General features: G+C 67.9%; 24 protein-coding genes. 17 read left to right on the forward strand and 7 right to left on the reverse strand.

Annotated elements, in window-relative coordinates:
* Positions 1-71 precede the first annotated feature (71 nt).
* The 17 genes from GGD82_RS11485 to GGD82_RS11565 all read left to right on the forward strand — a co-directional run bounded on the left by GGD82_RS11485 (position 72) and on the right by GGD82_RS11565 (position 19,024).
* On the forward strand, positions 72-1,235 hold the full coding sequence (locus GGD82_RS11485) for a hydrogenase small subunit (protein ID WP_150061797.1): 1,164 nt from the start codon (positions 72-74) through the stop codon (positions 1,233-1,235).
* 11 nt (positions 1,236-1,246) lie between these two features.
* The gene (locus GGD82_RS11490) at positions 1,247-3,043 is read left to right on the forward strand and encodes a nickel-dependent hydrogenase large subunit (RefSeq protein ID WP_150061798.1); all 1,797 of its coding nucleotides are present in this window, start codon (positions 1,247-1,249) and stop codon (positions 3,041-3,043) included.
* Positions 3,044-3,136: 93 nt separating this feature from the next.
* Positions 3,137-3,871, forward strand: a complete 735-nt coding sequence (gene cybH, locus GGD82_RS11495; protein ID WP_150061799.1) for a Ni/Fe-hydrogenase, b-type cytochrome subunit — start codon at positions 3,137-3,139, stop codon at positions 3,869-3,871.
* Positions 3,864-4,460: a HyaD/HybD family hydrogenase maturation endopeptidase gene (locus GGD82_RS11500; protein WP_150061800.1), complete on the forward strand. Its 597-nt coding sequence runs from the start codon at positions 3,864-3,866 to the stop codon at positions 4,458-4,460. The genes cybH and GGD82_RS11500 overlap by 8 nt, the downstream gene beginning before the upstream one ends.
* Positions 4,461-4,493: 33 nt before the next feature.
* Positions 4,494-4,799, forward strand: coding sequence for a HypC/HybG/HupF family hydrogenase formation chaperone (locus GGD82_RS11505; protein ID WP_150061801.1), 306 nt, complete (start codon positions 4,494-4,496; stop codon positions 4,797-4,799).
* A 12-nt stretch (positions 4,800-4,811) separates the two neighbouring features.
* Positions 4,812-5,744 (forward strand): hydrogenase expression/formation protein, encoded by a 933-nt coding sequence (locus GGD82_RS11510; RefSeq protein WP_150061802.1) that lies wholly within the window; start codon positions 4,812-4,814, stop codon positions 5,742-5,744.
* 437 nt (positions 5,745-6,181) lie between these two features.
* Positions 6,182-8,377, forward strand: coding sequence for a catalase/peroxidase HPI (gene katG, locus GGD82_RS11515; protein ID WP_150061803.1), 2,196 nt, complete (start codon positions 6,182-6,184; stop codon positions 8,375-8,377).
* Between the two features lie 171 nt (positions 8,378-8,548).
* Entirely contained in the window at positions 8,549-9,508 is a 960-nt protein-coding gene (locus tag GGD82_RS11520; protein WP_150061804.1) for a sugar-binding transcriptional regulator, read from the forward strand.
* A 361-nt stretch (positions 9,509-9,869) separates the two neighbouring features.
* Complete coding sequence (locus GGD82_RS11525; RefSeq protein ID WP_150061805.1) at positions 9,870-11,186, forward strand: ABC transporter substrate-binding protein; 1,317 nt, start codon at positions 9,870-9,872, stop codon at positions 11,184-11,186.
* 109 nt (positions 11,187-11,295) lie between these two features.
* The gene (locus tag GGD82_RS11530; RefSeq protein ID WP_211364735.1) at positions 11,296-12,159 is read left to right on the forward strand and encodes a carbohydrate ABC transporter permease; all 864 of its coding nucleotides are present in this window, start codon (positions 11,296-11,298) and stop codon (positions 12,157-12,159) included.
* A gap of 3 nt (positions 12,160-12,162) precedes the next feature.
* Entirely contained in the window at positions 12,163-12,993 is an 831-nt protein-coding gene (locus tag GGD82_RS11535; RefSeq protein ID WP_150061807.1) for a carbohydrate ABC transporter permease, read from the forward strand.
* Positions 12,994-13,014: 21 nt separating this feature from the next.
* Complete coding sequence (locus tag GGD82_RS11540) at positions 13,015-14,034, forward strand: ABC transporter ATP-binding protein (RefSeq protein WP_150061808.1); 1,020 nt, start codon at positions 13,015-13,017, stop codon at positions 14,032-14,034.
* Positions 14,031-14,807, forward strand: coding sequence for an L-iditol 2-dehydrogenase (locus GGD82_RS11545; protein ID WP_150061809.1), 777 nt, complete (start codon positions 14,031-14,033; stop codon positions 14,805-14,807). Before GGD82_RS11540 ends, GGD82_RS11545 begins: the two co-directional genes overlap by 4 nt.
* A gap of 14 nt (positions 14,808-14,821) precedes the next feature.
* Complete coding sequence (locus tag GGD82_RS11550; RefSeq protein ID WP_150061810.1) at positions 14,822-15,598, forward strand: SDR family NAD(P)-dependent oxidoreductase; 777 nt, start codon at positions 14,822-14,824, stop codon at positions 15,596-15,598.
* A 149-nt stretch (positions 15,599-15,747) separates the two neighbouring features.
* On the forward strand, positions 15,748-16,446 hold the full coding sequence (locus GGD82_RS11555) for an HAD family hydrolase (RefSeq protein ID WP_150061811.1): 699 nt from the start codon (positions 15,748-15,750) through the stop codon (positions 16,444-16,446).
* Positions 16,446-18,038, forward strand: a complete 1,593-nt coding sequence (locus tag GGD82_RS11560; protein ID WP_150061812.1) for an FGGY-family carbohydrate kinase — start codon at positions 16,446-16,448, stop codon at positions 18,036-18,038. Before GGD82_RS11555 ends, GGD82_RS11560 begins: the two co-directional genes overlap by 1 nt.
* Positions 18,039-18,079: 41 nt before the next feature.
* Positions 18,080-19,024 (forward strand): carbohydrate kinase family protein, encoded by a 945-nt coding sequence (locus GGD82_RS11565; protein ID WP_150061813.1) that lies wholly within the window; start codon positions 18,080-18,082, stop codon positions 19,022-19,024.
* A gap of 55 nt (positions 19,025-19,079) precedes the next feature.
* On the opposite strand, the gene GGD82_RS11570 is transcribed toward GGD82_RS11565, so the two are convergent.
* The 7 genes from GGD82_RS11570 to GGD82_RS11600 form a co-directional block, all read right to left on the reverse strand.
* Positions 19,080-19,712 (reverse strand): sigma-70 family RNA polymerase sigma factor, encoded by a 633-nt coding sequence (locus tag GGD82_RS11570; RefSeq protein WP_150061814.1) that lies wholly within the window; start codon positions 19,710-19,712, stop codon positions 19,080-19,082.
* A 781-nt stretch (positions 19,713-20,493) separates the two neighbouring features.
* Positions 20,494-21,075 carry an HdeD family acid-resistance protein gene (locus GGD82_RS11575; protein WP_170284222.1) on the reverse strand — a complete coding sequence of 194 codons (582 nt, stop codon included), beginning with the start codon at positions 21,073-21,075 and terminating at the stop codon, positions 20,494-20,496.
* A gap of 79 nt (positions 21,076-21,154) precedes the next feature.
* Positions 21,155-21,304, reverse strand: coding sequence for a hypothetical protein (locus tag GGD82_RS11580; protein WP_170284223.1), 150 nt, complete (start codon positions 21,302-21,304; stop codon positions 21,155-21,157).
* A 56-nt stretch (positions 21,305-21,360) separates the two neighbouring features.
* The gene (locus GGD82_RS11585) at positions 21,361-21,489 is read right to left on the reverse strand and encodes an entericidin A/B family lipoprotein (RefSeq protein WP_150061816.1); all 129 of its coding nucleotides are present in this window, start codon (positions 21,487-21,489) and stop codon (positions 21,361-21,363) included.
* Between the two features lie 110 nt (positions 21,490-21,599).
* A complete protein-coding gene (locus GGD82_RS11590) occupies positions 21,600-21,779 on the reverse strand; it encodes a DUF1328 domain-containing protein (RefSeq protein ID WP_150061817.1) in 180 nt (59 codons plus the stop codon).
* 168 nt (positions 21,780-21,947) lie between these two features.
* On the reverse strand, positions 21,948-22,118 hold the full coding sequence (locus GGD82_RS11595; RefSeq protein ID WP_170284224.1) for a hypothetical protein: 171 nt from the start codon (positions 22,116-22,118) through the stop codon (positions 21,948-21,950).
* A 139-nt stretch (positions 22,119-22,257) separates the two neighbouring features.
* Positions 22,258-22,470 (reverse strand): YqaE/Pmp3 family membrane protein, encoded by a 213-nt coding sequence (locus tag GGD82_RS11600; RefSeq protein ID WP_150061818.1) that lies wholly within the window; start codon positions 22,468-22,470, stop codon positions 22,258-22,260.
* Positions 22,471-22,580: the final 110 nt, after the last annotated feature.

Genomic DNA, 22,580 nt, shown 5'->3' on the forward strand with positions numbered 1-22,580 from the left:
AGGACGCCATCCGTGCGCTGGGGATCCGGTTCGTGGCGGGAGAGGCCGATCGAACAGGGAGGGGTCCGGCCATGGCGTCGCGAACCGAAACATTCTATGACGTGATGCGGCGTCAGGGGATTTCCCGGCGCAGCTTCCTGAAGTTTTGCGGGTTGACGTCGGCCGCCCTCGGGCTCGGGCCGGCCTGGGCGCCGAAGGTCGCCGAGGCGCTGGAGACCCAGCCGCGCATTCCGGTGATCTGGCTGCACGGGCTGGAATGCACCTGCTGCACGGAGAGCTTCATCCGCTCCGCGCATCCGCTGGTGAAGGACGTGGTCCTGTCGATGATCTCGCTGGACTACGACGACACCATCATGGCAGCGGCCGGGCATCAGGCCGAGGCCATCCTGGACGAGGTGCGGGAGACGCACCGGGGCGAGTACATCCTGGCGGTCGAGGGCAACCCGCCGCTGAAGGACGGCGGCGTCTACTGCCTGCCGGGTGGGCGGCCGTTCAAGGACACGCTGACCACCATGGCGGCGGACGCCAAGGCGGTGATCGCCTGGGGCTCCTGCGCGTCGTGGGGCTGCGTGCAGGCGGCGCACCCGAACCCGACGCAGGCCACGCCGGTGCACGAGGTCGTCACCGGAACGCCGGTCATCAAGGTGCCGGGCTGTCCGCCCATCGCCGAGGTGATGACGGGCGTGCTGAGCTACATGGTCACCTTCGGCACCCTGCCGGAGCTGGACCGGCATGGCCGACCGAAGATGTTCTATTCCCAGCGCATCCACGACAAGTGCTACCGTCGGCCGCACTTCGATGCCGGCCAGTTCGTCGAACGCTGGGACGATGAGGGCGCCCGCAAGGGCTACTGCCTCTACAAGATGGGCTGCAAGGGCCCCACCACCTACAACGCCTGCTCCACCGTGCGCTGGAACGACGGCGTGTCGTTCCCGATCCAGTCCGGGCACGGCTGCCTGGGCTGCTCCGAAAAGGACTTCTGGGACAAGGGACCGTTCTATGAGCGTCTGACCACGCTCGATCCGCTGTTCGTGGAGGCCGACGCCGACACCGTCGGCGGCACCGCCGCGCTCGTCGCCGGCGGGGCCATCGCCGCGCACGCCGGCGTCAGCATCGCCCGCCGCACCGCCCAGCGGCGGAACGGCAACGGCACCGGCAACGGCACCGGCACCGGCACCGGCAAAGGCCAGGGACCCGGACATTCCGACACCGGCGACTCGGCGACGCGCGGATAAGGACGGCTTTCATGACCACGATGAGCACTCCGAACGGCTTTTCCCTGGACTCCGGCGGGCGCCGGGTGGTGGTGGACCCCGTCACCCGGATCGAAGGGCATTTGCGGCTGGAACTGAACGTCGACGCTGACAACGTGGTGCGCAACGCGGTGTCCACCGGCACCATGTGGCGCGGGCTGGAGCTGATCTTGCGCGGCCGCGATCCGCGCGACGCCTGGGCCTTCACGCAGCGCATCTGCGGTGTCTGCACCGGCACCCATGCCCTGACCTCGGTGCGGGCGGTCGAGGATGCGTTGGGCATCGCGATTCCGGCCAACGCCAACACGATCCGCAACATCATGCAGCTCACGCTGTATGTGCAGGATCACCTCGTGCACTTCTATCACCTGCACGCGCTGGATTGGGTGGACGTGGTGTCGGCGCTGAACGCCGACCCCAAGGCGACGTCGGCGTTGGCGCAGTCCATTTCGTCCTGGCCGCTGTCCTCGCCCGGCTACTTCCGGGACGTCCAGGGCCGGCTGAAGGCGTTCGTCGAGTCCGGCCAGCTCGGGCCGTTCCGCAACGCCTACTGGGGGCATCCGGCCTACCGGCTGCCGCCGGAGGCCAATCTGATGGCCGTGGCGCACTATCTGGAGGCGCTCGATTTCCAAAAGGAGATCGTGAAGATCCACACCGTCTTCGGCGGCAAGAACCCGCACCCGAACTGGCTGGTCGGCGGCGTGCCTTGCGCCATCAACCTGGACGGCACCGGTGCCGTCGGCGCGGTGAACATGGAGCGGCTGAACCTCGTCGGCTCCATCATCGACCGCAGCGTGACGTTCGTGGAGCAGGTGTACATCCCGGACCTGCTGGCCATCGCGTCGTTCTACAAGGACTGGATGCACGGCGGCGGCCTGTCGTCGCAGAACCTGCTTTCCTACGGCGACATGCCGGTGCGCGCCAACGTCCACACCAACGACAGCCTGATGCTGCCGCGCGGCGCCATCGTCGGCGGCGATCTGTCCACGGTGCACGAGGTGGACCTGACCGACCCGGAGCAGATCCAGGAGTTCGTGACCCACTCCTGGTACACCTACGAGGACGAAAGCCGGGGCCTGCATCCCTTTGACGGCGTGACGGAGCCCGCCTTCGCCGTCGGGCCGAACACCAAGGGCGATCCCGCCACCCGGATCGAGGCGCTGGACGAATCGGCGAAGTACTCCTGGCTGAAGGCGCCGCGCTGGCGCGGCCATGCCATGGAGGTGGGTCCGCTGGCTCGCTTCGTGATCGGCTACGCCTTGGGGCGTCCGGAGTTCAAGGAACCGGTGGATGCCACCCTGCGCCACCTGGACGTGCCGATCGGCGCGCTGTTCTCCACCCTGGGCCGGACGGCGGCGCGTGGGCTGGAATGCCAGTGGGCCGCCCGTGCGCTGAAGGGCGAGTTCGCCCGGCTGATTGCCACCCTGAAGGCCGGCGACACCGCCACCGCGAACACGGACCTGTGGGAGCCCTCGGCTTGGCCGACCACGGCGCGCGGGGTCGGCTTCACCGAGGCGCCGCGTGGTGCGCTCGGCCACTGGGTCGAGATCCGGGACGGCAAAATCCACAACTACCAATGTGTGGTTCCGACCACCTGGAACGGCTCGCCCCGCGATCCGGCCGGCAACATCGGCGCGTTCGAGGCCGCGCTGCTGGATACGCCGATGCACGATCCGGAGCAGCCGTTGGAGGTGCTGCGGACCATTCATTCGTTCGACCCCTGCCTAGCCTGCTCAACGCACGTCATGAGCCCGGACGGCCAGGAGCGGGCGAGCGTGGTCGTCCGGTAAGGCGTCGCCCGGCACATGGGAACCGGACTCTCCGGATCGGGCCATCAAGAGCCCGGCCGGACGGTCCGGAGGAACAGGGAGGAAGATGGAACCATGTCCATGCACATCGGGACCGGCATTCATGCCGCCGACGCGACCGCCGGGGATGCCTCGGTGGATCGCACGTCCATCTATGTCTACGAGGCCCCGTTGCGGGTCTGGCACTGGGTCAACGCCCTGACGCTGACCGTGCTGGCCGTGACCGGCTACCTGATCGCCAGCCCCTTGCCCAGCGTGCCCGGCGAGGCCTCCGAGTCGTTCGTCATGGGCACCGTGCGGTTCATCCACTTCGCCGCCGGCTACGTGCTGGCGGTGGGATGGCTGGGGCGTATCTACTGGGCCTTCGTCGGCAACCACCACGCCCGCCAGCTCTTCACCTTCCCGTTCTGGCGCCGCAGCTACTGGCGCGGCGTGATCTGGGAAGCGAACTGGTACGCCTTCCGCCGCGCCGAGCCGAAGAAGTACGTCGGGCATAACCCGCTGGCTCAGTTCGTCATGTTCTGGGTCTTCATGCTCGGGATGGTTTTCATGATTGCCACCGGCTTCGCCCTGTACGCGGAAGGCGAGGGCACCGACAGCCTGCTTTACGCGCTGTTCGGCTGGGTCTTCGCTGTCTTTCCCAACAGCCAGTCCGTCCACACGTGGCACCATCTTGGGATGTGGGCACTTGTAATCTATAGCATGACGCACATCTACGCCGTCGTGCGCGAGGATATCCTGTCTCGACAGTCCATGATCTCGACCATGATTTCGGGGGAGCGCATGTTCAAGGATAACCGCGATGACTAGGGGTGGACGGACGGAGTCCGGGCGGACTCTGGTCCTCGGGATCGGCAACATCCTGTGGGCCGACGAAGCCTTCGGTGTGCGGGCCGTCGAGGCCCTGCACCGCCGCTATGCCCTGCCCGAGGGCGTCGACATCATGGATGGCGGCACCCAGGGCCTGTATCTCGTGCAGGACGTGCGCGCCGCCGGCAGCCTGCTCGTGCTGGACGCCGTGGACTTCGGTCGGGAGCCGGGCGAGGTCGTGATCGTGCGCGGCGCGGACGTGCCGCGCTTCACCGGGGCTAAGGCCATGAGCCTGCACCAGACCGGCTTTCAGGACGTTCTGTCCGCCGCCGACCTGCTGGGCGGCGGCCCCACGCGGCTCACCCTGATCGGGGTGCAGGCGGCCGACCTGAGCACCTGGGGCGGGCCCCTCAGCGCCCCGGTGCGCGACCGTCTCGACGATGTCGTGGAGCGGGCGGTAACCGAACTGAAGGCCTGGGGCATCGCGGTCGAGGCCCGGGATCCGCCGTTGGCCGATACGGGGTCGGGCCTGCTGCGCCATGGCCTCGATATCGCCGGGTTCGAGGGCCATCGGGGCATGGGCTCCTGACCCAACCTGGATGTGTGTGAAGGGCTATGGCTTATGTGCCTTGGGCTTCCGATGCGTGTTGTCGAGATCCACGGGTCCGTTGCGTCCTGTAGCAGCCGGGAAGGCCGGCGGGCGGTCTCCCTCGCCCTGATCGACCCGCCGCCGCTCGGCAGTTGGGTGCTGGTGCACCGCGACACCGCGCATATGACCCTGACGGCGGACGAGGCGCGGCTGATCGACCTCGCCCTGGACGGGGTCGAGGCGGCGCGCCGGGGCGGGTCGGTCGATCCTCTGTTCGCCGACCTGGTCGAGCGGGAGCCCACGCTGCCCCCGCATCTGCGGTCGCCTGGGACCGGGTAGGGAGCACCGTTCATGAGGGACCTCGATCCGCACCGCCGTCCGCAGCCCCCCGTCGGGACGGACTCCGCCACCTGGGCCGCCGGTCCGGCCGTGCCTGCGGTGGGGGGTGGGCCGGAGGATGCGGACCTCGACATCCCCTCGCCTGGGGACCGCCGCCGCGCCCTGATCGGCGCGGAGGCCCTGGTCGCGGCGGCGCCCGAGGCCCTGGCGTTGGTCGATGCCCTGGAGATCACGCTGCGTGCCCGCGCGACGGCCGATCCCAAGACGCCGCCCGCCATCTTCAGCCTGGAAGGGGTCGGCTCAGCCGGGGCCACCCTGCTGGACCAGATTCTCGGCCACGGTGAGGTGTCCGGGCTGGTGCGGGAGGCGGACGGCGCCACCGTGATGGTGCAGGAGTCGGTCCTGACCGGGGTCTGGCGGCTGCAACGGCGGGGCACCGATGGGATGTGTCGGGGACGCTGGATCGAGGTGAGCGCGGTGCCGGACGCCGTCGTCCGGGCCGCCGCCACCGCGCGTCCGGCGCGCACCGTGGAGCCCGAACCCGGGTCGGCGGGCCTGCGGGTCGCGCCCTCGCTGTTGGTGGAGATCCTGGACCGGGCGCGGCGCTATCGGCCCGATGCGCGCACCCCCGATGCGCGCAGGTCCAACAAACCCAACCACGTCATCGCGCTCACGAACCTGCCGGTGACGGCTGCCGACCTTGCGTGCCTGCGCGAGACTCTGGGACCGGGGCCGGTGGCGCTGCACTCGCGCGGCTATGGCACCTGCGACATCGACGCGACCGGAGTCGCGAACGTGTGGTCGGTGCGGTTCCTCAACGCATCCGGGGTCGTCATCCTGGATACCCTGGAGATCGGCGGGGTCCCGGATGCCGCCCGGGCCGCGTCGGAGGACTTCGCGGACGCGGCCGTCCGTCTGGCGGACATCCGGGACGCCTATCTGTAGGCATCCCGGTTCCAGGCTTCTCCCCGACATCGACGAATAATTTTGCGCCAAATCATCGGATTTAACGATTGATCGAGGGGCGTGGGGTTGGGGCCGGAGCGGATCTGTCTGGGGGCCGCCGGCCGCCCGACCCTCGGCCCGTCAGCGTTTTTATTAATTTATATCAACTCTATAGAAGCCGCGCCCGGGTGGGTGAACGGGGATGCGCGGTCGGGTCCGGTGTCGCGCCGTATGGGCGACCGGGGCCGCGGTGGACCGTCGAACCGAACGGGACTCCGGCGCCCACGCCACATCCTAGAACGACTCCAATGTAGCCAGGTCTCCGAACCCGGTCTATGGTTCCAAAGAGTAAGAGAGCGGGCGACGCAACCAAAACGAACAATCGCCCCACGATCAGAAGCAAATCCACGGAACCCCACAGAGCGATTGGAGAAGAAATGGACGGTGAAAGCAAATGCCCGATGTCGGGTGGGGCTCATAGTCACGTTTCGGCCGGAGCCCTGTCAAATGCGGATTGGTGGCCCAATCAACTTAACTTGAAGATTTTGCATCAACATTCGTCTTTGTCCAACCCTCTGGGCCCGGACTTCAACTACGCCGAGGCGTTCAAGACCCTCGATCTGGCGGCGGTCAAGCGAGACTTGCATGCGTTGATGACCGACTCTCAGGAGTGGTGGCCGGCGGACTACGGCCATTACGGCGGCCTGTTTATCCGTATGGCGTGGCACAGCGCCGGCACCTACCGCACGGCCGACGGCCGGGGTGGTGGCGCCACCGGCACGCAACGCTTCGCGCCGCTCAACAGTTGGCCCGACAACGCTAACCTGGACAAGGCGCGCCGGCTGCTGTGGCCGATCAAGAAGAAGTACGGCGACGCGCTCTCCTGGGCCGATCTGATCATCCTGGCCGGCAACTGCGCGCTCGAGTCGATGGGCCTGAAAACCTTCGGGTTCGGCGGTGGCCGCGAGGACGTGTGGGCGCCGGAGGAGGATATCTACTGGGGGGCTGAAACCGAGTGGCTGGGCGCCAAGCGCTACAGCGGCGACCGGGAGCTGGAGAACCCCCTCGCCGCCGTGCAGATGGGCCTGATCTACGTGAACCCGGAAGGTCCGGACGGGGAACCGGATCCGGTCCGCTCCGGCCGTGACATTCGCGAGACCTTCGCCCGCATGGCCATGAACGACGAGGAAACCGTCGCGCTGACCGCCGGCGGCCATACCTTCGGCAAGTGCCACGGCGCGGGCGATGCGGCGCTGGTCGGCGCCGAACCGGAAGGGGCCGGAATGCAGCACATGGGGCTTGGCTGGATCAGCACCCATGGCAGCGGCCACGGCGGTGACGCGATCACCAGCGGGATCGAGGGATCGTGGACGCCGAATCCGATCCAGTGGGACAACGGCTACTTCGACATGCTGTTCGGCTACGAGTGGGAGCTGACCAAGAGCCCCGCCGGAGCCTGGCAGTGGGCGCCGAAGGACGTCGCCGAGGCGGATCTGGCGCCGGCCGCGCACGATCCGTCGAAGCGGGTGCCGACCATGATGACCACCGCCGACATGGCGATGCGCATGGACCCGATCTACGAGCCGATCGCGCGCCGGTTCCACAAGGACCCGGCGGCGTTCGCCGATGCCTTCGCCCGCGCGTGGTTCAAGTTGACCCATCGCGATATGGGACCCATCGCCCGCTACCTCGGCCCCGAGGTGCCGGACGAGGACCTGATCTGGCAGGACCCGGTGCCGGCCGTCGATCATGCGCTGATCGACGCGGCGGACATCGCGGACCTGAAGGCGAAAATCCTGGCGTCCGGCCTGACCATCCCGGAACTGGTGTCCACGGCCTGGGCCTCGGCCGCCACGTTCCGGGGCTCGGACAAGCGCGGTGGGGCCAACGGGGCGCGTATCCGTCTGGCGCCGCAAAAGGACTGGGCGTCCGCCGAGCCGGAGCCGCTTCAAAAGGTTCTGGGCGTCTACGAGGGCCTCCAGGCCGCGTTCAATGGCGGCGCCTCGGGCGGCAAGAAGGTCTCGCTGGCCGATCTGATCGTCCTGGGCGGTGGCGCGGCCATCGAGAAGGCGGCCAAGGCGGCCGGTCACGACGTCACGGTGCCGTTCACGCCGGGCCGCACCGACGCCACGGCGGAGCAGACCGACGTCGACTCCTTCGCCGTGCTGGAGCCGATGGCCGATGGCTTCCGGAACTACGAGAAAACCGCGTACACCGTGCCGCCGGAGCACCTGCTGATCGACAAGGCCCAGCTTCTCACCCTGACGGCGCCGGAAATGACGGTCCTGGTCGGCGGCATGCGGGCGTTGAACGCCAACGTCGGCCGGTCGCCGCACGGGGTCTTCACGGACCGGCCGGAGACGCTGACCAACGATTTCTTCGTCAACCTGCTCGACATGGGGACGGTGTGGGTGCCGACCTCGGAGGCGGAAGACGAGTTCCAGGGGCGCGACCGCAAGACCGGGAAAATCAAGTGGACGGGCACCCGGGTCGATCTGGTGTTCGGCTCCAACTCCCAGCTTCGCGCGCTGTCGGAGGTCTATGCCGAGGACCCGTCGCAGACGAAGTTCGTCACGGACTTCGTGGCCGCCTGGACCAAGGTGATGAACGCCGACCGGTTCGATCTGGTCTGATCGGCGGGGACGCCTGGGGCAAGGCGGGGCGAGGCGGCGGGGGCTCCGGCCCTTCGCCGCCCGTCGTGGGGTGAAGCGCTGGGCCGTCCCGATTCCGCTAGGCCCGGCTGGCGTGCTCCGTCACACTGTGGGGGTATCCAACTTCACCCTTCCCGTGTTGAGACAGGGGCGATGAGTCGAAAGAAGGCCAGCAATGGCACCCGCCTGGACGACGCCGCGCGCGCCGGGTGGCTGTACTATGTCGCCGGCAATACCCAGGAAGACATCGCCGAGAAAATGGGTATGTCCCGTCAGGCGGTCCAGCGCTTGGTCTCTCTGTCCGTCTCCGAAGGGCTGGTGAAAGTTCGGCTCGATCACCCGATCGCCCGCTGTCTTGACTTGGCGGCCCGGGTCAAGGACCGCTGCGGTTTGCGCTTCTGCGAGGTCGTGCCGACCGACCCGGACACCGAATCGTCCACGCTGGGGGTGGCCGAGGCCGGCGCGACCGAGATCGAGCGTCATCTGCTGTCGCCGGACAGCCGGGTCATCGCGATCGGCACCGGCCGCACGCTGAAGGCGGCCATCGGGCTGCTGCCGCCGATCACCGCGCCGGACAAGCAGGTCGTCTCGCTGACCGGCAACATCGCGCCGGACGGGTCGCTGGCGTTCTACAGCGCCATTTTCTCGATGGCGGAGCTGGTCACGGCCCGGCACTACCTGATGCCCTGTCCGGTGGTGGCGGCCTCGGTGGAGGAGCGCGACCGGCTGCGGGATCAGCCGGTGATCCGCGCCTCGCTCTCCCTGGCGCGGCACGCCGATGTGGTGTTCGTCGGCCTGGGCGACCTGGGGCCGGAGGCGCCGCTGTTCGTGGATGGGTTCATCACGCCCCGGGACCTTCAGGCGCTGCGGGATGCCGGCGCGGTGGGCGAGATCATCGGCTGGGCCTTCGATGGCGACGGCCGCCTGATCGCCTGCGACAGCAACGCCCGCGTGGTTAGCGCGGCGCTGGATTGGCCGGACGAGACGCTCGTCATTGCGATGGCCAAGGGCGAACGTAAGGTGCCGGGCCTGCACGCGGTGATCCGGGGCAAGCTCGTCAATGGACTGATTACGGATGAAGGAACGGCTATCGCCCTTTTGGGCGAGGAATAAACCGAAAGGTGGTTGCCTCCGTTCTTAAGACGCAGAAAGCCGGGCGCCGACTGGGGCGGCATGTCCGCCCTTTGCAGCGGCCCCGCAGGCCCCGCAATCCGATCCCGCAGCTCCCTTAACACACTCAGGTCAAAGAAGAAAAGATCCGTGCGGGCGTCTCGTCCGACGCGCGAGGGGCCCCCGCACGACCGCTCTTCCGTGCGGATCCTGGGGCCCCCGGGCGGGCGGCGTACGGCGGTCGGGATGCAATGCGTTGGTTGCGGCGCAGCATCGAAGCTTCTTGACTCTGTCGCATTTTAAGCGGGTAATTGCCCGATAACGCGGCAATTGCCCGAAAACGGGCGCTCGGGAGGATGGATCCATGAAGCTTTCGCGACTCTTGCTCGGAACGTGCGCGGCGGTGGCCCTGACGGCGCCGGCGCTGGCGGACACCACGCTGACCATCGCCACCGTCAACAACGGCGATATGATCCGCATGCAGAAGCTGTCCGGTGATTTCGAGGCGAAGAATCCGGGCATCGCCCTGGAATGGGTGACGATGGAAGAGAACACGCTGCGCCAGAAGGTCACGACCGACATTGCGACCAAGGGCGGCCAGTACGACGTGATGACCATCGGCAACTATGAGGTCCGCATCTGGGCCAAGCAGGGCTGGCTGCTGCCGCTGGACGATCTGGGCGACGATTACGACGCCGACGACATCATGCCCGCCATCCGCCAGGGCCTGACCTACGAGGGCACGCTTTACGCGGCGCCGTTCTACGGCGAAAGCTCCATGCTGATGTACCGCACCGACCTGTTCGAGAAGGCGGGGCTGACCATGCCCGACGACCCGACCTGGAGCTTCATCGGCGAGGCGGCGCGCAAAATCACAGACACCAACGACGGGGTCTACGGCATCTGCCTGCGCGGCAAGGCCGGCTGGGGTGAGAACATGGCGTTCATCACCACCCTCGCCAACTCCATGGGCGCGCGCTGGTTCGACATGGACTGGCATCCGCAGTTCGATCAGCCGGAATGGAAGGCGGCCCTTCAGTACTACGTCGACCTTATGGAGGACGCCGGCCCGCCCGGGGCCTCGACCAACGGATTCAACGAGAACCTCGCCCTGTTCCAGTCCGGCAAGTGCGGCATGTGGATCGACGCGACGGTCGCCGCCTCGTTCGTGACCAACCCCGCCGAGTCCAAGGTCGCCGAGGATGTCGGCTTCGCGCTGACCCCGCACGGCGAGGGCATCGACAAGCACGGCAGTTGGCTGTGGACCTGGAACCTGGGCATTCCGGCGGGCTCGGAGAAGGTGGATGCGGCCAAGGCGTTCATCGCCTGGGCGACCAGCAAGGCCTACACCGAGATGGTCGCCGAAAAGGACGGCTGGGCCAATGTGCCCCCGGGCACCCGGACCTCGCTGTATGAGAACCCGAAGTACCAGGAGGCGGCGGCCTTCGCCGACGTCACCCTGAAGGCCATCAACGCGGCCGATCCGGAGAACCCCGCCGTCGAGCCCGTGCCCTATGTGGGCGGCCAGTGGGTCGGCATTCCGGAGTTCCAGGGCATCGGCACCGCCGTCGGCCAGCAGTTCTCGGCCGCGCTGGCGGGCAACATCACCGTCGATCAGGCGCTGCAGAACGCCCAGCGCTTCACCGAGCGCGAGATGACGAAGGGCGGCTACATCCAGTAGCCGGTCCGCACGGCCCGGCGGCGCGCCCGATCCCGGTGTGCGCCGACCGGCCCGCCGTGCCTTCGCCCTCTCCCGCTGCTCGATCGAGGTGAGGCCCGCCGTGGCGACGATGCACACGCGCTCCATCGCGCGGCTGATGATGGCGCCCAGCGTCATCCTGCTGCTGGGGTGGATGCTCATCCCCCTGTCGATGACCCTGTATTTTTCCTTCCTCCGCTACAACCTGCTGATGCCGGGGATGGAGGACTGGGCCGGAGTCTTTAATTACGAGTATTTCGTCACCGATCCCGCGTTCGTCACCGCGCTGGTCAACACGCTGGTCCTGGTGGGCAGCGTTCTGGTCATCAGCGTCGGCGGCGGGCTGTTGATGGCGTTGCTTCTGAATCAGCCGATTTTCGGCCAGGGCATCGTGCGGCTGCTGGTCATCGCGCCGTTCTTCGTCATGCCGACCGTCTCCGCGCTCGTGTGGAAGAACATGTTCATGCACCCGGTGTATGGACTGTTCGCCTCCCTCGCGCACGGCCTGGGGCTGCCGGCCATCGACTGGCTGTCCTCGGCGCCGTTGCTGTCGATCATCCTGATCGTGTCGTGGCAGTGGCTGCCGTTCGCCGCGCTGATCCTGCTGACCGCGCTGCAATCGCTCGACGAGGAGCAGATGGAGGCCGCCGAGATGGACGGCGCCAGCGCCGTGCGCCGGTTCGCGCATATCACGCTGCCGCATTTGGCGCGGGCCATCACGGTTGTGATCCTGATCGAGACCATCTTCCTGCTGTCCGTGTTCGCCGAGATCCTGGTCACCACCTCGGGCGGCCCCGGCTACGACAGCACGAACCTGAGCTACCTGATCTACACGCAGGCCTTGCTCCAGTTCGACGTGGGTGGCGCGTCGGCCGGCGGCATCATCGCCGTCATCCTGGCCAACATCGTCGCCATCTTCCTGATCCGCCTGATCGGCAAGAATCTGGAGACCTGAGCCATGGCGCGCACACTCACACCCAAACGGAAGGTGGCGTTTACGGTCCTGGCCTGGGTTCTGGGTCTGCTGATCTTCTTCCCGATCCTGTGGACGGTGCTGACCAGCTTCAAGACCGAGGGCGAGGCCATCGCCAACCCGCCGTCGTTCCTGTTCTTCGACTGGACGCTGGAGAACTACACCGAGGTTCAGGAGCGCTCGAACTACCTGCGGCACGTCATCAACTCGGTGGTGATCTCGTTCGGCTCCACGGCCATCGGCCTGCTGATCGCGGTGCCGGCCGCCTGGGCCATGGCATTCTCGCCGACCAAGCGGACCAAGGGCATCCTGATGTGGATGCTGTCCACCAAGATGCTGCCGGCGGTCGGCGTCATGATGCCGATCTACCTGATCTTCCGGGATCTGGGGCTGCTCGACACGTTGCTGGGTCTGACCATCGTCATGACCATGGTCAACCTGCCGATCATGGTCTGGATGCTCTACACCTACTTCAAGGAGATCCCCGGCGACATCCTGGAGGCCGCCCGCATGGACGGCGCCCAGCTGGGCCAGGAGATCCTATACGTGCTGGCCCCCATGGCCGTGCCGGGCATCGCGTCCACCTGCCTGCTGAACATCATCCTGGCCTGGAACGAGGCGTTCTGGACGCTGAACCTGACGGCCGCCGACGCGGCGCCGCTGACCGCGTTCATCGCCTCTTACTCCAGTCCCGAGGGGCTGTTCTGGGCCAAGCTGTCGGCGGCTTCGACCATGGCGATCGCGCCGATTCTCATCCTCGGCTGGTTCTCGCAGCGCCAACTGGTGCGCGGCCTGACCTTTGGTGCCGTGAAGTAACACGCGGGGAGGACTCCAAAGATGGGTAACATCCGTTTGAGCAATGTCAGCAAGACATTCGGGACCCAAGAGGTCATTCGAGACCTCAACCTGAACATCGAGGACGGGGAGTTCGTCGTCTTCGTCGGTCCCTCCGGCTGCGGCAAGTCCACGCTGCTGCGGCTGATCGCCGGGCTGGAGGACGTGTCCGACGGCCGCATCGAGATCAACGGCGCGGACGTCACCGACCTGGCCCCGGCCCGGCGCGGGCTGTCGATGGTGTTCCAGTCCTACGCGCTGTACCCGCACATGTCGGTGCGCTCCAACATCGCGTTTCCGCTGCGCATGGCCGGGCTGGACAAGGCGGCCATCGATCGCAAGGTGGCGGAGGCGGCGCGGGTCCTGAACCTGACCGACTACCTGACCCGCAAGCCGCGCCAGTTGTCGGGCGGCCAGCGCCAGCGCGTCGCCATCGGCCGCGCCATCGTGCGCGAGCCCACGGCGTTCCTGTTCGACGAGCCGCTGTCCAACCTGGACGCCGCCCTGCGCGTGAACATGCGCCTGGAGATCAGCGAGCTGCACCAGCAGCTTGGCACCACCATGATCTACGTCACCCACGACCAGATCGAGGCCATGACCATGGCCGACAAGATCGTGGTGCTGAACAAGGGCGTGGTGGAGCAGGTGGGCAGCCCGATGGAGCTGTACCGCACGCCCGCCAACCTGTTCGTCGCCGGGTTCATCGGCTCGCCGCGCATGAACTTCATCAACGGCAACGAGGCGGCCAAGGTCGGGGCCTCGGTCATCGGGGTGCGGCCGGAGCACATGACCATGTCACCCGACGACGGCCGCTGGTGCGGCGAGGTCGGCGTGGCCGAGCATCTGGGCTCCGACACGTTCCTGCATGTGAAGGTGGACGGTATCGGCCAGATCACCGCGCGGGCGCCGGGCGAGATCGACCTGCGCCACGGGGAGAAGATCTTCCTGTCGCCGGAGCCGGGCAAGATGCACCTGTTCGGTCAGAACGGCGAAATCGTTTCGGCGTCCGGGGCCGTGTCGTGACCCGGCTGGAGGGAAAGGTCGCCCTGATCACGGGCGCCGCCCGGGGCATCGGCCGCGCCTTCGCCGAAGCCTTCGTGGCGGAAGGGGCGCGCGTCGCCATCGCGGATATCGACATCGCGCGCGCCCGCCAGACCGCATCCGAGATCGGGGCGGCCTCGGCGCGCGCCGTGCCCATGGACGTCACGGATCAGCTCTCGATCGCGGGCGCGTTCGAGATGACCTGCGCCGAACTGGGCGGGCTCGACATCCTGGTGAACAACGCCGCCATCTTCGACATGGCGCCGATCCCGGACATCACGCGGGAGAGCTATGACCGCGTGTTTTCCATCAACGTGGCCGGGGCGCTGTTCACCCTCCAGGCCGCCGCCCGGGTCATGATCGCCCAGGGGCGGGGCGGCAAGATCATCAATATGGCCAGTCAGGCCGGACGCCGGGGCGAGGCCCTGGTGGCGGTCTACTGCGCCTCCAAGGCGGCGGTGATCAGCCTGACCCAGTCCGCCGGGCTGGCGCTGATCGAGCACGGCATCAACGTGAACGCCATCGCGCCCGGGGTCGTCGACGGCGAGCACTGGGACGGCGTCGATGCCCTGTTCGCGCGCTACGAGACTCGGCCGATCGGCGAGAAGAAGCGCCTGGTCGGCCAGGCCGTGCCCCATGGCCGCATGGGGCGGGCCGAAGACCTCACCGGCATGGCGGTGTTCCTGGCCAGTGCTGACAGCGATTACGTCGTCGGCCAGACCTACAACGTCGATGGCGGTAACGTGTTGAGTTGAAAGGAAAACACGTCATGTATATGGAGAAGCTGAGCCTCGCCGGGCAGGTTGCCGTGGTCACGGGGGGCGGGCAGGGCATCGGGGCCGCCTGCGCGGAGGCGCTGGGCGAGGCCGGCGCGACCGTGATCGTCGCCGATATGCTGGCGGACCGGGCCGAGGCCGCCGTCGCCGCGCTGAAAGGGCGAGGTCTGAAGGCGCAGGGCGTGACCGTTGACGTGACCAAGTCGGCCGAGGTGGACGCCGCCGCCGCCGCCATCAAGGCGGAGCACGGCCGCATCGACATCCTGGTGAACAACGCCGGCGTGGCCAAAAGCGACGTGCCGGCGGAGGAGACGTCGGACGAACACTGGCGCTTTCATATGGATGTGAACGTGGACGGCCTGTTCTGGTGCTGCCGGGCGTTCGGTCGCATCATGCTGGCGCAGGGCAAGGGCTCCATCGTCAACATCGGCTCCATGTCCGGCCTGATCGTCAACAAGCCCCAGCCGCAGTCCTTCTACAACGCCTCCAAGGCGGCGGTGCACCAGCTCACCAAGTCGCTGGCGGCGGAATGGGCGGCGCGGGGTGTGCGCGTCAACAGCGTGGCCCCCACCTACATCGAAACGCCCCTGACCGCCTTCGGCATCAAGGAGAATCCTGAGATGTACAAGGTGTGGCTCGACATGACCCCCATGGGCCGGGTTGGGCAGCCGGACGAGGTGGCCTCCGCCGTGCACTTCCTGGCCTCCGACGCGGCCAGCCTGATCACCGGCGCGATCCTGAGCACCGACGGCGGGTACACCTGCTGGTAGGGAGCGCGGCCCGTTTGGCGTTGTGCGCTCCGCCCCCTCCCCATGCGGGGGAGGGGGCATATATGGCACGGGGGGCCGGGACCGAGCCGGGCACACGGACCCCATGAGCGCAAACCCCATAGCAACGGTCAGGTGGTGACGTGACAGCCATGTCTCAACAGCAAGCGGAACCGGTGGATCTGGTCATCTTCGACTGCGACGGCGTGCTGGTGGACAGCGAACCGATTTCCACCCGCATTCTGTTGGAGAGCCTGACCGAGGCGGGGCTGGAGCTGACGCCAGACGAGATCTACAGCCGATTCCTCGGCAAGAGCCTCGCCAGCATCACGGCGATCCTGCGGCGGGACCACGGTCTGCGTGTGGACGCGGGGATGCTGGACCGGATGCGCGCCCGGCTGTTCGCGGCGTTTCGCGAGGAGCTGCGCCCCATGGCCGGCATGGCCGAGACGTTGGCGCGCCTGCCGGTGCCGTTCTGCGTCGCGTCCTCCAGTCTGGTGGAGCGGATGCGGTTGGCGCTGGAGGTCACCGGTCTGTTGTCGGCGTTTGAGGGCCGGCTGTTCAGCGCCTCCATGGTCACGCGCGGCAAGCCCGCGCCGGACCTGTTCCTGTATGCGGCGGAGCAGATGGGTGTGGCGCCCGACCGCTGCGTCGTGGTCGAGGACAGCGAGGCGGGAGTCACGGCCGGGCAGAGCGCAGGGATGCGCGTGTTCGGATTCGTCGGCGGAACGCACGCTCGTTTGGCGCGGCATCGCGCGACGCTGGCGGCGCGGCACCCGACCCTGATGTTCGAGGATATGGCGGACCTGCCCGCTCGGCTGGCGGAGCACGGAGCGACGAGGGTGGTGTGATGCAAGACCTGATAATCGGTGTGGATGTGGGCACGGGCAGCGCTCGCGCGGGCGTGCTGGATACCTCTGGGGCGCTGCTGGGCCGGGCGGAGCGCCCGATCGAGATGGGCCAACCGCGGCCCAACCACGCCGAATACGACTCCGAACAGATTTGGACGGCGGTCTGCGAGGCGGTCCGCGCGGTGCTGGATACCGCGAACGTGCCTGGCGACCGGGTCGCCGGCATCAGCTTCGACGCGACCTGTTCCCTGGTGGTGCGGAACCGCGACGGCGGCCCGTGGTGCGTCTCGACGACCGGAGAGACCCGGTGGGACACCGTCGTTTGGCTCGACCATCGCGCGATCGCTGAGGCCCAGGTCTGCACCGACACCGGGCATAAGGTGTTGGGTTATATCGGCGGGGTGATGTCGCCGGAGATGGAAATCCCCAAGCTGATGTGGCTGAAGCGGCAGTTTTCCGACCGCTGGGCCGACACCGGCTATGTCTTTGATTTGACCGACTTCCTGACCTGGAAGGCGTCGGGCTCGCTGGCGCGCTCCCAGTGCACCGTGACCTGCAAGTGGACCTATCTGGCGCATGAGGATCCGGGCTGGCAGGCCGATTTTCTGGAGCAGGTGGGCGTCGGGGACCTGTTGGAGCGCGGCCGGCTGCCCGACCGGGCCACGCCGATCGGCGATGACCTGGGCCCGCTGACGCCGGAGGCCGCTGCGGCGATGGGCCTGAGCACGGCCTGCCGGGTCGGCGCCGGCCTGATCGACGCGCACGCCGGGGCGCTTGGCGTCATGGGGGCGTCCGCCGGCGAGGACAGCATCGACCACCACCTCGCCCTGATCGCCGGAACGTCGAGTTGCCTGATGGCGCTGTCGCCGCACCCCCGGCCGACGCCCGGTGTTTGGGGGCCGTACGACGGTGCGGTGGTGCCGGGCCGCTGGCTGAACGAGGGCGGTCAGTCGGTCACCGGCGCGCTGCTCGACCATGTCATCCGGCTGCACGGCGCCGGGGGCGAGCCGAACGGCGCGTTGCATGCTCGAATCTGTGAGCGCATCGCGGCGTTGCGGGAGTCGGGTGGCCCGGATCTCGCGGCGCGGCTGCATGTGCTGCCGGACTTCCACGGCAACCGTTCGCCCCTGGCCGATCCGCATGCCCTGGGCGTCATCAGCGGCCTGGACCTGGACAGTTCGTTCGACAGCCTGTGCCGGCTGTACTGGCGCACCGCCGTCGCCATCGCGCTGGGGGTGCGCCATATCCTGGAGGCGCTGAACGCCTGCGGCTACAGCATCGATACGCTGCATGTGACCGGCGGCCACCTGAAGAACCCGGTGCTGATGGAGCTGTACGCCGACGCCACCGGCTGCACGGTGATCGAGCCGCAGACGGATGACGCGGTGCTGTTGGGCACGGCGATGGTCGCGGCCAAGGCGGCGGGCCTGTTCCCGACCCTGGCGGCGGCGGCGCAGGCGATGCAGGCGGGCGCGCGGACGCGGGCCCCGAACCCGGCCGCGCGGGCGAGGTTTGATCGGGACTACGCCGTGTTCCTGCGTATGCACGAGCATCGGCGGGAGCTGGACCGGATCGCGTCCGGCACGGCCTGACGCCGGGTCCGGATCAACCAGACGACGGGGAGCCCGACGCCATGTTCCTGATCTGCGGCGAAGCCCTGTTCGATGTCTTCGTGACCGAGGAGCGGGCGGATGGTGTCGCCCTGGACGCCCGGCCCGGCGGCTCGCCCTTCAACGTCGCGTTTGGGCTGGCCCGGCTGGGGCAGCGGGCGGAGCTGCTGACCGGGCTATCCACCGACACGTTTGGTGGATATCTGCGCGGCTTCATGGCGCGCGAGGGGGTGGGGGCGGCGTATGCCATGACCACGCCGAAGCCGACCACGCTGGTCGTTGTCGCCCTCGACGCGAACGGTGTGCCGACCTACTCCTTCAGCGGAACGGATACGGCGGACCGGGCGTTGACGCCGGACACGCTGCCGCCGTTGGCGCCGGATATCCGGGCGGTGCACATGGGCTCCATCGCGACGGTGCTGGAGCCGGTGGCCTCGGCCCTGAAGGCGTTGGCCCGACGCGAGTCGGGGGCGCGCCTCATCAGCTACGATCCGAACGTGCGGCCCACCGTCGAGCCCTCGCTGGCGGTCTGGCGCCAGTCCCTGGCCGATCTGGTGGGGCTGGCCCATGTGGTGAAGATTTCGCGGGAGGATCTCGACCTGCTGTATCCCGGTCTGAGCCCGGCCGATGCGGCGGCGCGCTGGCTGGCGGCGGGCACGGGGCTGGTCGTGGTGACGGACGGCGGCAACGGCGTGGCGGGCTGGACGCGCGCCGGATCCGTGACCTGTCCGCCCCATCCCGTCACCGTGGTCGATACGGTGGGGGCGGGGGATAGCTTTCAGGCCGGCCTTCTGGCGGCGCTGGCGGAGATGGACCGGCTGTGGCCCGCCGGGGTGGCCGGGCTGGATGCGCCGGCCCTGGAGGCGGCCCTGACCTTCGCGGGCCGGGCCGCGGCTCTGACCTGTTCCCGTCGCGGCGCCGATCTGCCGCGCCGCGACGCCCTGCCAGAAACCGTGGTTTCGGCCTGAGAACACCCCGAAACCGTGGTTTCGGCCTGAGACGGCCGGAGCCCTGCGTCCGGGCTCACGAGGCCACGGCGCGGGCGCGACGGGTCTCGGCCGGGGGCGTCTCGCCCGGCTCGGGGCAGGAGCTTTTGAAGGCATAGCTGATCTGGCGTTCGATTTCCGCCATCGTGTCGTTGGCGCCGGCCGGCGGCGTGCCACGGCGCGAGCCGACGTCGTCCCGGTCCAGCATGGCCCGCAGGTCGCGGCGGGCGCGCGAGACGCGGCTTTTCACCGTGCCCGGGGCGCAGCCGATGACCGCCGCCGCCTGCTCGTATTCGAATCCGCAGGCGCCAACCAGGATCAGGGCCTCGCGCTGTTCGGGGGGAAGGCGCGCGAAGGCGCGCTTGAAGTCGTCCATCTCCAGGCCGGCCTGCTGCCCGCCGATGTCGGCGTGGGCTTCCATGGCCACGTCGTCGTTGGTTTCCGACTTGCGCCACTTGCGGCGCTGCTCGGAGTAGAAGGTGTTGCGCAGAATGGTGAACACCCAACCCCGGAAGTTGGTTCCGGGCTCGTAGCTGTCCCGATTCGCAAGGGCGCGGGTCGCGGCTTCCTGAACCAGATCATCGGCCAGGGCGTGGTCGGTGGTCAGGGAGCGGGCGAAGGCTCGCATGTGGGGCAAGGCTTCGACGAGCAGGTCTTCAAAGCGAGGCATGCGCGATCTCCTTTCGTGTCGTGCAGGGGACGCCTCGCGGAGTCGATCGGATGTCCGCCCGGGGACCGGGTCTGGAGCCGGGATCCGGTCGTTGAACCGGCCGATCGGTCTGCGTCGCGATCCGGCGGGCGCCGTGGTCTCGTCCCGCGGAGCGGGGGTCTTGGAGACCGGTGACGGCGTGCGGGTCGCGATAGCGGCGTCCTCCCTCGTTCTTCTTCTGCACCAGGCGACAGGATGTCGCCCCTGGCTCACGGCTCCTCACGATCGCGTGAACCGGGGAAACCCGGGGTCCGACGCGGTCCGTTGCGTCGGTGTGTCCAACCCGGGTCCGGGTCTGCCGGCGGGGAAGGCGGTGCCTGCGTGGGTCAGGCATCGCGCGGCTGTGTCGGCCCCGCAGTTCTTATTGGAGGCCGGGAACGGGGGAAAAGAAGGGCGCAATCGGGGGCATCCAGGGGCGGAATCTGGACAAGAAAAAGGCACCCCGGCCGGGGTGCCCGTTTAGATTGGTAGTGTGACAGGAATTACACGCGGCTGCCGAGTGCCAGCATGGATCCTGGGTCTATTCGCATGCACATCGGAGATTCGGCGGAATAGCAGGCGGCGACGACCCGAACTCAACGCCGCCCCGTTTTCACGCCAGGCGGCGCGACGGCCGGTCGGCCTTATCCGCCTGCCGGGCTGGGGCCCATCGGGGCTGGCGGATGCGCACACCAAAGCCGCGATGAGGCGGCCTCATCGCGGCTTGGTTCCGTTCCGCACGACAGGCCCGGATACCGGGTTCCTACACGGCGCCCCGGCGCCCGAGTAGCACCATCCAGGCGCCATTGAGCAGCAGTTCTATGGCCACGAGGATGCCCAGGAACCAGGGCGAAATCACCGGCAGCATGAACAGGATCATCAGGCCGACGCCGAGGGTGAGCAGGCCGCTGCCCAGCGTCCAGGTCCACCCGTCGAGTCGCCGGATCGCGAAGGCGAACAGCGTCTTCAGCAGGCCCGACGCGGTGAACAGCAGGCCCACGATCATGGTCAGAGTCAGCGCGCCGGTCAGCGGCGACGCAATGAACAGGACCCCGGCCGCCAGGCCGACGACGCCGAGGGTCAGATGCCACACGGAGCCGCGATCCCGGTTGAACGGCAGCGCGTGCATGGCCTCGAACGCGCCAAGCAGAACCAGCGCGAGGCCGACGAGCCATTCGATGGTGGTGGTGACAAAGCCGGGCAGGATCAGGGCCACCGCCCCGGCAATCATGGAGACGACGCCGATTCGCGTCAGATCACCGGGATCCACGCCCCAGGCGCCGCGCGCCTCGGCATCGCGATAGGATGGGGCGGGTTCCGCCGTGTACGTGCGATAATAGCCCATGGGATGCTCCTCCGTCGGTTTCGACCATGTGGCCCCGCACGGTCCATGCCGGCGGGGCGTCTGGCGGTTCGGCGGACGATCACGTCCGCCTTTGGGACTCGACGAGCGACTGGAACCGGTCCCGTGTAGCCTCGTAACGGTCTTGCAACTCCCGCGAGGCGGTGTCGCCGGTGTCCCGCATGGCCTCATGCGCCGCGTGCGCGGTCTGTGTCTCTTGGGTCAAGGCCATGGTTCGTCTCCCTCGCGAGGGGTGGGGTGGACTCCGGTCCGCGTTGGGGCGCGGGCTTAGTCGTTGGCTTCGTCCTCAATGGCCTCGCCGGCGTCCTGCATGTCCTCGCCCACACCTTCGGCGGTGTTGCAGGCCGCGACGGCCAGGACCCCGAGCATGGAGAACAGCGTCAGCAGCTTTTTCATCAGGGGACTCCTTTCGTTTGGTTTTGCTTCGTCCCGACTGTGGTGGGGCCGAGCGTCTTAGGCGCGTCTTGCCGGGGGCGGTCAACGGTCCGTGTCGTGCCCGCCTCGCGTCACGGTATCGGCGGACGACGGCCCGACATGACGGACCCGATCAGGGACAGGGCGAACAAGACCAGGAAGATGACGAACAGAATCTTGGCGATTCCAGCCGCCGCTCCGGCGATGCCCCCGAACCCGAACACCGCCGCGACCAGCGCGACAATGAAGAACAGGGCGGCCCAACTCAGCATGGCAACCTTCTCCTTTTTGTTGTCGTGACATGCCGCATGGCGCGGATTAGGCCGTGTCGGCGTGGAAAGGCGAGACAAAGCGAGGATGGGGTCCCGACGACCGCCTGGGGGCGATCCCGGAACCCCTTCCGAAGGCCCGCCATCCGTTTCCGGGCTCAGCGCCGCCCGTTACCGCAGCGAGGCGTTGAACACCTTCTGGAGCGCACCCCAGGCGGACTGGACGCCGGTGTTGACCTTCTGGGTGGCCACCGCAGCACCGTCCTGGAACTGGCGCGTGGCCTCGTCGTACTTCTGGCTGACATCCTTGGTGGTGCTCGTGTTTTCGGTCTGCTCGGTCATGATAACCTCCTGTTTCGGTTCGGCAACATTCAAAGTTTCACGGCCAGTCCGTGAGCGTCATTGCCCATGAAACCGATGGGTTCCTGTGGACCAAACGTCTCCCGTGAGAATTGGTTCCCCGGTCCGCGGACGCTCGCGCTCAGTAGCGGGCGATGACCCAGACCGCGTGAATAATGCCCGGCAGGACGCCCAGAAGCGTCAGCACGATGTTGATCCAGAAATGTTTGTTGGCCGGGCCGACCTCCAGGAGCACGCCGAGGGGCGGCAGCACGACCGCCAGGGCGATGCGAATCAGGTCGCCGAAGAGACTGTCCTGCGACCGGTGTTCAAGCCGGGAACTGTGGGCTGTCATCGGTAGGGCCTCCTTCCAACGATCCACTGCGGACGCCCGGACCTCCGCCACCGCAGACGGGGGGCGGGGCCCTGGGCGCATGGATTTGGAACGTTCGGCGATTGGAAGAG

The organism is Roseospira marina, from assembly GCF_014197855.1.
GTDB lineage: Bacteria > Pseudomonadota > Alphaproteobacteria > Rhodospirillales > Rhodospirillaceae > Rhodospira > Rhodospira marina.